This is a genomic window from Quyinboa mangrovi (assembly GCF_042219825.1).
In the GTDB taxonomy this organism is placed as follows: domain Bacteria; phylum Bacteroidota; class Bacteroidia; order Bacteroidales; family UBA5342; genus JBHJHP01.
Genome location: NZ_JBHJHQ010000002.1, coordinates 306,332 through 320,449, shown reverse-complemented (window position 1 = coordinate 320,449; position 14,118 = coordinate 306,332). Strand labels below are relative to the sequence as shown.

The 14,118-nt window shown below is 36.8% G+C and carries 14 protein-coding genes; 12 read left to right on the top strand and 2 right to left on the bottom strand.

The annotated features are described in order from the left end of the window. The first annotated feature begins 45 nt into the window (after nt 1-45). From ACE1ET_RS04605 to ACE1ET_RS04590, 4 genes are read left to right on the top strand one after another with little or no spacing between them, the layout of a single operon-like run. Entirely contained in the window at nt 46-369 is a 324-nt protein-coding gene (locus ACE1ET_RS04605; RefSeq protein WP_375727191.1) for an ArsR/SmtB family transcription factor, read from the top strand. A gap of 6 nt (nt 370-375) precedes the next feature. Further along, a complete protein-coding gene (locus tag ACE1ET_RS04600; RefSeq protein WP_375727190.1) occupies nt 376-840 on the top strand; it encodes an SRPBCC domain-containing protein in 465 nt (154 codons plus the stop codon). A gap of 42 nt (nt 841-882) precedes the next feature. Beyond that, a complete protein-coding gene (locus ACE1ET_RS04595) occupies nt 883-1,296 on the top strand; it encodes a DoxX family protein (RefSeq protein ID WP_375727189.1) in 414 nt (137 codons plus the stop codon). A 44-nt stretch (nt 1,297-1,340) separates the two neighbouring features. Further along, nucleotides 1,341-1,805 (top strand): phage tail protein, encoded by a 465-nt coding sequence (locus tag ACE1ET_RS04590; protein ID WP_375727188.1) that lies wholly within the window; start codon nt 1,341-1,343, stop codon nt 1,803-1,805. A gap of 63 nt (nt 1,806-1,868) precedes the next feature. Here ACE1ET_RS04590 and ACE1ET_RS04585 read toward each other — a convergent pair whose 3' ends face one another. Continuing rightward, nucleotides 1,869-2,459, bottom strand: coding sequence for a hypothetical protein (locus ACE1ET_RS04585; protein ID WP_375727187.1), 591 nt, complete (start codon nt 2,457-2,459; stop codon nt 1,869-1,871). Nucleotides 2,460-3,226: 767 nt separating this feature from the next. Between ACE1ET_RS04585 and ACE1ET_RS04580 the strand changes: the two genes are divergently transcribed. From ACE1ET_RS04580 to ACE1ET_RS04565, 4 genes are all read left to right on the top strand, one after another. Further along, entirely contained in the window at nt 3,227-4,939 is a 1,713-nt protein-coding gene (locus ACE1ET_RS04580; protein WP_375727186.1) for a hypothetical protein, read from the top strand. 33 nt (nt 4,940-4,972) lie between these two features. Then, entirely contained in the window at nt 4,973-5,650 is a 678-nt protein-coding gene (locus ACE1ET_RS04575) for a hypothetical protein (protein WP_375727185.1), read from the top strand. Between the two features lie 213 nt (nt 5,651-5,863). After that, a complete protein-coding gene (locus tag ACE1ET_RS04570; RefSeq protein ID WP_375727184.1) occupies nt 5,864-9,073 on the top strand; it encodes a ligand-binding sensor domain-containing protein in 3,210 nt (1,069 codons plus the stop codon). 81 nt (nt 9,074-9,154) lie between these two features. After that, on the top strand, nt 9,155-10,489 hold the full coding sequence (locus ACE1ET_RS04565) for a rhamnogalacturonidase (protein ID WP_375727183.1): 1,335 nt from the start codon (nt 9,155-9,157) through the stop codon (nt 10,487-10,489). 93 nt (nt 10,490-10,582) lie between these two features. Here ACE1ET_RS04565 and ACE1ET_RS04560 read toward each other — a convergent pair whose 3' ends face one another. Beyond that, nucleotides 10,583-11,167, bottom strand: a complete 585-nt coding sequence (locus tag ACE1ET_RS04560; protein ID WP_375727182.1) for a DUF502 domain-containing protein — start codon at nt 11,165-11,167, stop codon at nt 10,583-10,585. A gap of 195 nt (nt 11,168-11,362) precedes the next feature. On the opposite strand from ACE1ET_RS04560, the gene ACE1ET_RS04555 reads away from it, so the two are divergent. The 4 genes from ACE1ET_RS04555 (at nt 11,363) to ACE1ET_RS04540 (ending at nt 14,028) form a co-directional block, all read left to right on the top strand. After that, on the top strand, nt 11,363-11,587 hold the full coding sequence (locus ACE1ET_RS04555) for a putative signal transducing protein (RefSeq protein WP_375727181.1): 225 nt from the start codon (nt 11,363-11,365) through the stop codon (nt 11,585-11,587). Between the two features lie 41 nt (nt 11,588-11,628). Beyond that, complete coding sequence (locus ACE1ET_RS04550; RefSeq protein WP_375727180.1) at nt 11,629-12,777, top strand: hypothetical protein; 1,149 nt, start codon at nt 11,629-11,631, stop codon at nt 12,775-12,777. Between the two features lie 292 nt (nt 12,778-13,069). Continuing rightward, a complete protein-coding gene (locus ACE1ET_RS04545; protein ID WP_375727179.1) occupies nt 13,070-13,540 on the top strand; it encodes a GNAT family N-acetyltransferase in 471 nt (156 codons plus the stop codon). Continuing rightward, complete coding sequence (locus ACE1ET_RS04540) at nt 13,537-14,028, top strand: GNAT family N-acetyltransferase (protein ID WP_375727178.1); 492 nt, start codon at nt 13,537-13,539, stop codon at nt 14,026-14,028. Before ACE1ET_RS04545 ends, ACE1ET_RS04540 begins: the two co-directional genes overlap by 4 nt. Nucleotides 14,029-14,118 lie beyond the last annotated feature (90 nt).

Below are 14,118 nucleotides of genomic sequence, written 5' to 3'. Positions count from 1 at the left end.
GTAGCTAAATAACTACATGTATATTTGTAGTCAAATAACTACGTAATGAATTTAAGACGCGATGTATTTCAGGCCATAGCTGATCCTACCAGAAGAGCGATTCTGGTATTGCTTGCTACACATGCCATGTCTGCCGGAGCAATAGCCTCAAATTTTGACACGGCCCGACCAACAGTCTCCAAACACCTGCAAATCCTCACAGAGTGTGAATTACTCAACCAGGAACAAAATGGCAGAGAGATTTACTATCATTTAAATCCACAGAAAATGAAGGAAATAGCAGATTTTATTGAACCTTTCCGTAAAATGTGGGACGACAGATTTAATAAACTGGAATCCATCATGAAAAGTTATAGTACTGATAAATAAAATATAATGGAACGCAAAACTAAAATTCATGCAGAGGACTGCAAACAGGAACTGATGATCACGAGAGAATTCGAGTTGCCGTTGGAATTACTTTTTAAAGCATATGTGGAACCAGAAATTGTAGAACAATGGATGGGCACCAAAGTACTGAAACTTGAGAATAAGAAGCACGGTAGTTACCAGTTTGTAACAACTGATCCAATGGGAAACACATACGGATTTAACGGAACGATTCATGAGTTTGTTCCGAACAAAAAAATTACACGAACGTTTGAAATGGAATCGGTAAGTTTTGGTCCGCAACTTGAATTTCTGGAATTTGAAGCACTCTCTGAAAACACCAGCAAGCTTAACATGCATATTGTCTACCGATCGGTATCGATCAGAGACGAACAGCTAAAAATGCCGTTTGCCAGGGGCATAAATATGGCACACGACCGTTTACAGGCAATTGTTAGTAAGCTGATCTAAACACCTCACTCTATTTGTTTTATTATCTTAACAGTAAAAATAATGCAAACAAAAAACAAAGAACAGGTTATGCCAATTGGTAGAAAAACCGGCAGATACATTTATTGGGTGGCCACAATCTTTCTCTCTTTAGGAATGTTGGCAAGCGGAGTACAGCAATTGCTGCAAATTGGCGGGTTTGTGGATATTTTTCATCAATTGGGTTATCCAATATATATGATGTCCATATTGGGATTCTGGAAAATTCTCGGGGTTATCGCCATTCTTACCCCTAAATATCCTCTTGTAAAAGAATGGGCGTATGCCGGATTCTTTTTCATCATGACTGGTGCGGCAGCTTCTCATCTTATGATCGGACAACCATTTGTTGAAGCATTACCTCCACTTTCCCTACTCATTGTGACCATCCTGTCCTGGTATTTCAGGGCTCCGGGTAAAAGAATTGTTAAGGTATAATGTATTAGTGATAATAAGAGAATAAACACATAGGAGATAAAATTATGTCATACAAAGTAGATTTTGCAAATGTATCAACAACTGGACTTGAATCATCGCCTGTTGCCGAGGCTTTAGCCGGATTACGTGCCAATGAAGCCCGTTACTTCATGAATAAGTATAACCATGAATTTACAGTTGAACCAGCGGAAGAAAGCAGGGAAACGCTTGCTTATGTTAACCGGGTTCTGAAAGAAGAACGTAATATTGAGTTTGCAGCCAAACCGTTGGAGACGTCGCAGTTCCAGGTGGAAAACATTAAGTTTTCTTATGTATTTTATGAAGATGGTTTGTCTGTTAACGTAATGTACACGGTTGATAATCCCAAAAAACGAGCGGTTGGCTTTAAACTTTCTGAAGGAATGGAAATACCAAAAGAACTGGAGCCAAAATTTAAATTTGCCCGCCAGAGATCGAAACTGGCAGGTACCATCCGTGGATCATTTTTTGTTATAAAAGGGGAATATTAAACTTCGAATTGCAACAAATTCCAAATTATTAACATACTTGCCGCAGCAACAAAAGTAGAACCTTTACTTCTGCTTCAGTTCCATTCTGGCCTTATGTAGTTCAGTGTTTATCTTTGTATAGCGGTCCAGTGAGTTTTTCTTATGCTGTTCGTATTCCTCCATCAACTCCTGGTATTCTGTTTTGGTTTTTACTGTAACTGCATTACTACGTTTAAACATCAAAAACATAATACCGGCAAAAACAAGAACAGCTATAATAATAGCGTAAAGCGTTATTGAATACGCACTTTTATCAACCTGCATTCCAAGCACAGGAATAGAGTTTTGTCGTTTGATGCTTTCATCAAGCTTTGCCTGTAGTTGGTCGGTTCTGCTTTTATTGGTCTTAAGATCATTTTGTAAGGAAAGAATCTGGTTCTCACTTTTTATAATCACCTTTTCCAGATTACTGATGGAGTCCTTCACAGCACCGTAAAACTGATCTAACTGATCAGGCGTCATAAAATATTGCAGGTTCCAGTAATTCAGGTTCTTCTTAAACACATCATATTGCTGTTCAAGATTTGGCTCTTCCTTCCATGCATTAACGTCTTTTGCGAAAGTAGAAACGGTTACGGATATCAATAAAAATAAAACTAATGTAAATCTTGTCATAACTTTAAATTTCAAACATTCATCAAACGAACAAAAATTTTTATTATTGCTTTTTTTCAATCTGTAATTTCTAATAAGTAAAGACAACTAAATACGCCACTAACACGTAAACTAACATAAATTATTTCTGATAAAATGCCTTTCTGTTTTTTCTGCCCTCACCAACACTATTCAATTACCTTTGTGATTATATCATGTATTTGTTTTCGACTACAATTTACATAATTTTAAAACCATAATTACAATTAAAGTCAAAATGAATAAAACTTACCTCATGAATCATATGAAAAATCAGTCCTGATTATATCATACAATATGATCAAAAACAGTGAATATGTTACGGTTAAGATTGTATTTCCGACGAGCTTAGCTATCCTGAATTCGAAATGGCGGACTGACGCCTGAGATAACTTAATGAGGCTGTCCCAAAAGACAAATAAAAATATTTTTAACGTATAAATTGTAAGCAATCTTTATTTTACCCCTCCAAACCTCTCCGTCAGCTGACGGGAGGCTTTAAGTCCCCTTCAGGGGATTTAGGGGTAATTTTGTAAAAACTACTTACAATCCGTAAGTAAAGATAATTCTGATATCGTTTTTTGGACAGTCTCATGCATGGATGAATATCAACAATATATGCAACAAAGAACATTGGTGAATCTTTATCTTTTCACCAACTATTATGGTGTATATAATTATTTCAATTTTCGTGATTATCTAATAATTCTATATATTTAACCTCTAATAATTTAACCTCCAAAACAATAGTGAATACATTTGAAAAAACTCTCAAAGACAGTTCTTTGTTACTTATGGCCTTTGTTACATTGAACCACCTTCTGGTATTATTATCTTTTGCCACCATAAAGGGATTACTGCCTTATACATTTCCATTGTCATTTATTCTGCCAGCACTCCTGTTGTTTTTGATTGTTAAACACAAAAGTCTCAAAGAAAACATTTCAATCTTTACAGTAAGCCTGGGTGTCATAGTTTTCTCCCTTTTAATTGCATCATTTTATTTCGACCTGTCCTGGGACGGACAATGGTATCACCAATCCGCCATCTATCACATGGTCAGTGACTGGAATCCTTTAAAAGAGCCTATTCGTGATTTTGAAATACACAACAGTTCTTCCATTTGTCATTTCCCGAAAGGATCGTGGTATTTTGCAGCATCGGTGTACAGTTTTACAGGCAATTTTGAAGCTGGAAAAGGTCTGAACATTATTGTACCATTTATTGCCCTCTTTTATATTTTTGCATCTCTTCGGGAACTGAAATTGTCCTTTAGCAAATCCCTTGTGATTTCTGTAATAGTTATACTGAATCCTGTTGTTTGGTGCGAAATCACATCTTACCTTGTTGATGGACTCCTAATTCTGTACATCAGTATTTACTTGACGGCAGCAATCCTTTGGATAAAAAAGCAGGATAATATCAACTTGTTGATGGCAGCCATGACAATTTCTTCCTTAGTGAATGTGAAATTTACCGGATTGGTTTTCGTCTGTACACTGGCGTTATTTCTTTTCATTTATCTTCTTGTGGTGAACCGGAAGCACTGGTTCAAATTTGCGTACCTGCATGCCATAATTCTTGCCGGATCACTGCTTATTACTGGATATAATCCTTACATGACCAATTACAAGGAACGAAATCATCCGCTCTACCCTATTATGGGAACAGAAGAATATCCCAGTGTCTTTGAGACAACAGGAAGAGATGATAACGAATTGTATGAAACACCGCATAACATGATGGGGAAAAACCTATTATACCGAATGTTTTATGCCACTTTTGGAAGGCCTGATAACGCACCCTATTACAAGAAGAAGGATGTCAGTCTGATGTGGCCGTTTATGTCGAACACATCTGACTGGGAAGCCTACTACTTTCATGAGGTCAGGGTCAGTGGTTTTGGCCCCTACTTCAGTGCAACCATCATTCTGGCTCTCGCATTGTCGGTTACTTTATTGCTCCGGGATAAAAAGAACAGGTTAAAACTGCTTATTGCAGCATTTGCCGTTCTTTCTACGTTGATGTTCAGCAGACATTTATGGTGGCCAAGATTTGGGCCACAAATGTGGCTGCTCCCTATGATTCCGCTTCTTTTCTCATTTTTCAATTCGAACCGAACTAAAACGAAGTATCTGAGTTATTCTGTCGCAGCTTTGTTGCTGATTAACGGAGTAATAGTAATGTGGGTACACATGGGATGGGAAACCCGTTCCTCTTTTTCTCTTCGTGAACAACTAAACGAACTGAAAACCAATAATACATCCATTGAAATTGATTACGGTTGGTTTGGAAAGGCCCTGGAAGAAAGGTTGGATCTCTGGCAAATAAATTATGAACCCATACCCGGAAAAGAAATAAAGCAGGGACCTCATAAAAAAATGATAAGTGTGGTGGAAGGTTATCCTAATATGATTATATATCGGGAAAAACAGGACGAAACGACAGCTAAAGCAGATTAAGAACATAAATTTTTTGAACTGGAATCATACACTATGGATCAATACCTTATTATAATTTTTATTGCAGTGCCGGCAGTTATTTTATTTCTGGTGATTTTTTTCAATAAAAAAGCCGTTGTAAAGCGTAAATTAAAGAACGCCGTGGTTAAACCAATTCTAAATTTCAATACGGGTGATATTGCTAAAATTACCGGTAAAATTGAAATCGCAGAAGTACCACTCCAGGCACCATTATCCGGAAGAAAATGTGCGTATTACTTTGTACATGTGGAACAAAAAGTGTCATCCGGCAAAAATACGCACTGGCGCACGTTGATAAAGGAAGAAAGATCGTGCAAATATGTGATCCGTTCCGGATATAAATGTGCTTATGTGGATGAAAACAACCTTAAAAGTTATATCGTTCAGGACCGGAAATACAGATCCGGATTCAGAAATGATGCTACACCGGATCTGGAAAGGTTTCTGAATACACATGGTTACAAAAGTGAGGGACTATTGGGCATGAATAAGACCATACGCTACAAGGAAGGTATTCTGGAGGAAGGTGAAGAAGTTGCCGTGGCTGGAAGAGGTGAATGGAAGTTCTCTAATCTGGTTGGCCTTCCCGATATATATGACAGGGTACTCGTCTTTAGTTCCATAAAAGGTCATCCTGTGTACTTAAGCGATGATCCTGACACCATAATATCTCTGAAAAACAGAAGTTAAAACAATTCATTCAAATGTTAATTTAACAACAATTCGTCACAAAAATGCTTACCAAACTCATAATAAATCCTATATCAATATTTTAACATATAGGAATACTTACATTTTAAGACAAAAATGTATGTTATTTAAAATTTATTATTACTTTAGCATTAATTTTAATTAACACCTATTTAACATTAATAAGAAAAAACTGATACAAATGAATACCTGATGGCACGACATTTAAACATTATAAAGGCACTTTTTGTGGTCATTTATACTTTTATGTCTGTTCTAATAATAGCACAACCACAAGATAATTTACCCCAATTCAGATTTAATTCTGTCACTGTGGATAATGGTCTTTCCATTAATAGAACCAATGAAACGACAAAGGATACCAAAGGTTTTATATGGATCGCTACTTCGGATGGTATATGTAGATTTGATGGATTAACCACTAAAAATTATTATGCTCAGGGCTCTGGTATAGTGGATGAATCAGATCAAAACTTCACGTCTATCCACACTGATCATTCAGGCAATTTGCTGGCGGGGTCATATCATTTGTACAAATTTGACTATGATTCGGAGAAGCTGGAACGAGTATATGATGAAGACAATAGAAACCAACCAATAAGAATACGTTCAATTGTAGACGATGGTATGAATGGGATATGGATTGGGGCCCGGAACGGGATCTTCCATATGGATTCAGCTTTCAATATTGTACATCTACCGCCTGACAAAAATAATCGTCAATACGAAACATGGGATCTGCTTGTCACTAAAAATAAGGTATGGATAGGATCTAGAAAATATGGTCTGCTGGTTTTTAGTTTTAAGGACAGTACATATACTAATTTAAATCTTAAAGATGAAACCGGACACCCCGTTCATGATATTATGTGCCTTTTTAAAGATAATGAAACGATATGGGTAGGCACCAAGAATGCTGGGTTGTTCAAAATTGATGAAAACACTCAAACGGTTTTATCCAATGAATTTCCCGACAATTCCGTTCGCAGAATCAGGGATATAACGCGTGATGATAAAAACGATATATGGCTTGGAACCCTGGACGGACTTTATCTGTATAAACCTAAAACAAATAACTATTTCAGATATGCCTACACCTACCATCCGGTTTCAAGTATCACTTATAATTCAATCTTCAATGTTTTTATTGATGATGATGATATTATGTGGTTGAGTACATTTTCCGGAGGTGTGAACTATACAGATCTAAACTTTAAGCCAATAGGCTCAGTCACAGGAAAAGAAAATAATGATGCGTCTCTGAGCTCTCCCATTGTTTCTTGTTTTACAAGTGACAACTATAATAATGTATATGTAGGTACGGATCATGGTGGCCTGAATTACTGGAACAGAAAGACAGGAAAATTCATTTATTATCCGCATGCACCCGAATATATTAGCGGAACTAATATTAAATGTATGACTTCTGATTCCAGTGGAAAAATATGGATCGGAACATATGAAGGAGGAATCAGCTGTTTTAATCCAGTTACAAAAAAATTCAAATATTATACCTCAGAGCGAAAATTAAAAGGAGCACTACAAAGCAACAATATATATACGCTGGCATTTGATAAACAGAATAATCTATGGATCTCAGGAGACCAGGGCGTTGACCTGCTTGATATAAAGACGGATTCCATTCATCACAAATATACAAACTCTAATAAAAGTGCATTTTGCATTGACACAAAAAGTAATACTGTCTGGTATGGAAACGGTGATGTCGGACTGCTATACTTTGATTGGCAAAAAGATACATTTGTTAATTATCTCAATCGCGATAAACTGTATAGTACACACACCATATTTGTAGATTCGGAAAGCAACTTGTGGATTGGTGGAAAAAACGGAATAATGGTTGCTGTGCTGGAAACCGGAAAAATTGTTGACTATACAACAAATGATGGGCTATCAAGCAACGTTGTCAACAGCATCCTCGAAGACAATAAAAAAAATATATGGGTATCCACCTCGTATGGATTAATGAAACTCGTTAATGCAGCTAATTCTCCTGAACGTTTCGACATAAATATTTATACCGAAAAAGACGGTTTGCAAAGCAATCAGTTCGAACCCAACTCGGCTTATAAAAGCAAACAGGGAGAACTCTTTTTTGGTGGTATAAACGGGTTCAACTTCTTTTACCCGGATAAAATAAAACAGAATCCATTTCCTCCTGAAATGGTTATCACCGATCTGAAAATTTTCAATAAACCGGTACTGATAAATCAAAAAATAAACGGCCAGATAGTATTGGATAAAAGTATCAGTGAAAAAACAAGTCTTGTACTAAATAAAAAACAAAAAATATTCACGCTGGAATTTATGGCTCTGCATTATTCCAACCCCGAAAGCAATAAATATAAATACATGCTGTATCCGTTCGAAAAAGAATGGAACTACGCCAAATATCCAAGAAATTTTGCAACCTATTCGTCTCTGCCACCGGGAAACTATGTTTTTAAACTTCAGGGAGCCAATAATGACGGAAAATGGCAAAATGAAGTTATGGAACTAAACATACGAATAAAACCACCCTTTTGGATAACATGGTGGTTCATTACGCTTACCGCTATATCATTGATACTCTTATTCATAGTTACTTTTAATTTACGAATCAGACAAATTAAAAAGCAAAAAGAGAAACTGGAAAATCTGGTTGAGCAAAGGACAATAGTACTTGAACAAAAAACCCTTGAACTTGAAAACCTGAATAAACTGAAAGACAAGCTCTTTTCTATAATTGCACACGATTTAAAATCACCATTCCAGTCAATTCTTGGCTTTTCTGATCTTCTCCACAATGAATATGATGAATACGATGAAGAAAGCCGTGCCCAATACATTGGTCTTATAAATGAATCTGCCCATAGCTATTATGAACTGTTGGATGGTTTATTGTCGTGGTCGAGAACACAGATGGGGACGATACAATATACGCCTAAGGCACTGGAAGTGTCGTCTATCATAGAAAAAACAGTAGATTTACTTCAGCACAAAATACAAAGGAAACAGATAAAACTGGTGAATAAGATCAATAACAGTGTATGTGTGTTCGCAGATGACCAGATGGTAAATTCGGTGATTCAAAACCTGATTGGAAATGCTATAAAATTCACCAAATTACAAGGACAAATTACACTGAACTCTGTACAGGAAGGAGATGTTATCACCTTCTCTGTTGAAGACAATGGCATAGGAATGACACCAAAACAAAAGAACAACCTGTTTAGCATTGGCAATACAAATTCAGAGCCAGGAACAATGGGAGAACCCGGAACTGGTCTTGGGCTCTTGATTTGCAAGGAATTTATAGAAAAGAACAAAGGTAAAATCTGGGTTAAAAGCGAAAAAGGGAAAGGTTCAACCTTCTTTTTTACTCTCCCATCCGCCAAATAAGATTCCGAAATTCGTTTTCCATTTTTGATGATTGCCAATAATTCATATTTTTGCCAATATGAACCAAAATTCAATCACAACATGAAACACTTCTTATTGATATCTCTTTGCATACTCGCACTAACCACAATGTCCTGTTCAACTGAAAAAGAAACTGATGTTTTTCCTGATGGATCAAAAATACCGGAATGGTTCTCTGATTTCACAAAGGTAAAACCTGAAGATCTTGGAAAAGGGTACAACATAATGGATTATGGTGCTGTGAACGACAGTACAATCCTGCAGACGGAGGTCATTCAAAAAGTGATTGATACGGCCAGCAGTCAGGGCGGCGGAGCTATTATAATACCTAAAGGTGTATTTTTGAGTGGTGCCTTATTTTTTAAACCCAATACACATTTATATGTATCGGAAGATGCCGTTTTAAAAGGTTCAGACAATATTGAAAATTACCCGTTTATACCCTCCCGTATGGAAGGTCAGAGCCTGGATTATTTTGCAGCACTTGTCAATGCTTACGGAGTGGACGGATTTACAATTTCGGGTGGAGGAACCATAAACGGGAACGGACTTAAATACTGGGAAGCTTTCTGGCAAAGAAGAAAAGAAAACCCGAAATGTACAAACCTGGAAGTTTCGAGGCCACGTCTTGTTTTCATCAGAAATTCAGATAATGTCCAGGTGCAGGATGTCAATCTGATAAACTCAGGCTTCTGGAGCAGTCACTATTATAAATGTAATAATGTTAAGATACTGAATCTAAGAATTACGTCACCACACAAACCAGTAAAGGCTCCGAGTACCGACGCCATTGACCTTGATGTGTGTTCGAATGTACTGATAAAAGGATGTTACATGGCTGTAAATGATGATGCAATTGCGCTGAAAGGTGGCAAAGGTCCTTGGGCAGATCAGGATACAACAAACGGTGAAAATACAAATATCATCATAGAAGATTGTGAATTCGGTTTTTGCCACTCTGCCTTAACATGCGGAAGTGAATCCATTCATGACAGGAATATTTTAATGCGCAACTGTCATGTGAATGAAGCCAAACGTTTACTCTGGCTAAAAATGCGACCGGATACACCTCAGAAATATGAGTATATAACTGTGGAAGACATCACCGGACAGGCTTACAGCATGATTTATGTGAAACCATGGACCCAGTTCTTTGACCTTAAAGGCCGGGAAGATGTTCCTGTTTCATACTCTGATCACATTACGATGCGCAACATCAGTTTGACCTGTGACAAATTCTTTGATGTGGCAATAACAGAGCACGACAGACTCTCGAATTTCACGTTTGAAGACCTTGCGATAGAGGCTAAAAATGCAACATTCAACCATGAGTTTGTACAAAACTTCACGTTAAAAAATGTCGTGGTTAATGGTAAAAATCTGTCAAACGACTAGAAGGATTATTATCTTTTAATAACTGTTTGTTACTGACATGTACATCGTGTCAGCAACAAACAGAATTTGTCTTTAGTAATTATATTTATCGGGTTACAACAGTTGTTCATCCTTTTCAAAACCGGAAACACCGGCAGACACCACAAATTTCATGACCTGAGCCGGGTTAGCTTTTAAGGGCTTTACATTCTTTACCGGAACAATAAACAGTTCTCCGGAAAAATTATAGGAATGCGGAAAATAAACCGCCACCTTGTCTTTAACTTCGAGCAACGACAAATCCTTTTCGGTTAAGAAACCTACCTTTTCCAGTTGAGCCTCTTCATTAACCAAAACCAAAACCGGATTACTAAACTTCTTCTGTTTGCCGACAAATGCCGACAACAGGTCATTGAAAGCCGAATATATAATCTTCAGTAGCGGAACTTTTTCAAACAACTTACCGGCAAGCATCTTTACCGGACTGGCAATAATGGTCTGACCCAAAAAACCGACAAGAACAAGCAAAATGACAATAATAACAATTCCCAGTCCCGGAATGTAAAAACCAATATCGGTCAACAAGCTCTCCAAAAGTCCGTCAAAGAATGTAAAGATAACCCACAAAATATAAATTGTAATTGCAAGGGGTGCTATAAACAGTACGCCCTGAACCAAATAACCAGCAAGCTTTTTCATATCCGTATATTTTACTTTTTCCAAAGATAAGGAATTGAAGATTTACTTATATTTTTAAGAAAAGATGAATTTTTATTTCGGGTTTTTCCTGACTGTTTATAAATAACGCCAAAACATCAACATTTCCTAACATTTTTTTAACATTATATAAAATCATTTTGTATCTTGTGGACGCAATTTAAATCATTCAACAAAATGGATAAAAGAGATATCAGAAGATTACACTCAGCATCAGTTTTTGAAATTGATGAATTAAGAAAGGTCCTTGAAGACAACAACATAAGCACATTAGTTCGTGACCAGTTTCAGGAAAGTATACGTGCGGGTTTTGCGGATGCAAATCCCGGATTAGTGGATATCTACGTACTTGATGAGGATTTTGAGGATGCTGTAAAGCTGCTTGCAGAGTTTAAAAAATAGTTGGCATCATCTTTGTTAAGAGAAAATAAAATAGAATAATTATGAAAAAGTTTACATTTAATTTATCATTCCTGTTCATTGTTACACTTATCGTGGTTTCGTGTTCAACCGGTAAAAAGGCGTTAGAACATGGCGATTATTACAGTGCAAGCTTACAGGCTATTAACAGACTTAGATCCAAGCCTGATTCTAAGAATGCAAGGATGACTCTGGAACAAAGTTATCCGTATGCTCTTGATTTCTATAAAAATCAGATTGATGCGGCCATGCGAACCGAGGATCCACTGAAATACAGCAAAATTGTAGATTATTACGGCAGGATGAATCACCTGGCAGATGAAATTGACCGCTGTCCTGCAGCTAAAAGTATAATTCCAACTCCAAGGCGGTATTATTCTGAGATTGCTGAAGCCAAAAAGCTGGGTGCCGAAGAACGCTATCAGCTGGGAATGACAGCCCTTGGTATTGGCACACGACAAGCTGCAAAAGAAGCCTATTATCATTTTGTGGAATGTAATAAACTTATTCCCGGTTTTAAAGACGTGAATGATAAGCTGGATGAATCCAAATACATGGCAACCCTGAAAGTATTACTGGAGCAGATTCCGGTTCCTGGGTCACTCAATGAAGTAAGTTCTGAATTCTTTTACAACCAGGTGATGGAACATCTTAAAAAATCTTACACTACAGAGTTTGTCAGGTTTATGTCGCCACAGGAACTGGATGCAGAAGATGCACAGCCGGATCAATACCTTCGGATGAAGTTTGAGGAATTTGTAATGGGACAGGTTTATGATAAGGAAAAAGTGGAAGATGTTTCAAAAGACAGTGTGGTTGTTGGTCAGGTTACTTTGGAAGATGGTACCAAGCTGGATGCCTATAACACGGTAAAAGCCAAGCTTACAACCTTCCACAGGGAACTGAGTTCACATGGTGTTCTGGATGTCATTCTTGTGGATACCTATAACAACCAGGTGATTGCACAACGTAAATTCCCGGGTGATTATGTGTGGGCTACAGAATGGGGTTCATTCTCAGGCGATGAAAGAGCCTTATCGGCAAAACAACTGGCACTGACCAAACAAAAACCGGTTCCTCCCCCTGCTCCACAGCAGTTGTTTATTGAATTTACCAAGCCAATATACAACCAGGTAACGACTTTTCTTGCCAACTACTTTAAGCAACAATAATATTAAAATATAAAATTCATTAATGGCGCAGACTGGTATCTGCGCCATTTTTTTGACTTATAAATTTTCAAACTGCTTGTAAGCTCCTGTCAGTAATATTAAGGATTTCTTCCTTTAAGAATTTATGGCTCCCCTCCCCTTTCGTCTATTCTATTACTTTTTTATGTATTTTAGTCTCACCAAAATGAGAAGAACCTGTATCTCCTGGATACACTCTGACATAAACTGCGATATGAAATTATCATTACACAACTTAAAAAAAAGCAGATAAAATCAGGTTTTAACTCCTCAATTGAATACAAAAAACGATAGAGATTTGGTGACAATAGAAAAAATAACCGAAAACAAAAAACAGTTCCTTGATTTATTGTTGCTGGCAGACGAACAGGAAAATATGATTGACAGGTATTTAACGAGAGGAGATTTGTTTGCTTTATACGACGATGATTTAAAAAGTGTTTGCGTTGTAGTGCAGATAAATAGTGATACTTGTGAGTTAAAAAACATTGCAACATACGATAGATATCAAGGTAGAGGATACGGTAGAACATTGATAAATTTCATTTCTGATTTTTATAAAAACGACTATAAAATAATGCTTGTGGGAACTGGTGAAACACCCGCAATTCTGTCCTTTTATGAAAGTTGTGGGTTTGAAATATCACATCGGGTAACGAATTTTTTTACAGACAATTATGACCATCCTATTTTCGAGGGAGAAATACAACTTATTGATATGATTTATCTTAAAAAGAATTTATGAATGGTATAATAATACGAGAAATCGGAGAAAATGAAATTCATAAACTCGAGGATATGCTATATGAGTCAGTTTATCAGCCGGATAAAAATAATCCAGTTCCAAGAGATGTCATAAGAGTTCCACGAGTCTATGCCTATATTGATGACTTTGGAAAGTCGAAGGATGATTATTGTTTTGTTGCAGACTTAAATGGACGGATTATTGGAGCCGTTTGGGTCAGGATCATTACAGGAAAAATAAAAGGCTATGGAAACGTTGACAACCAAACCCCGGAGTTTGCAATTTCATTATTTGAGGAATATCGCAATCAAGGTATTGGAACAAGGTTGATGGACAAGATGATTAATCACTTACAAAGATGCGGATACAAGCAAACTTCATTAAGCGTACAAAAAGAAAATTATGCAGTCAAACTTTACAAAAAAGTTGGATTTGAAATTATTGATGAAAACGATGAAGATTATATAATGTTATTGAAATTGAATTAAAACAAACACTACCTCTAATACGCAGTCATACTGCATGGCAGTACTTTTAAATAAAATATTACAACATTCGCGGGATGTCTCTTTTGTCCT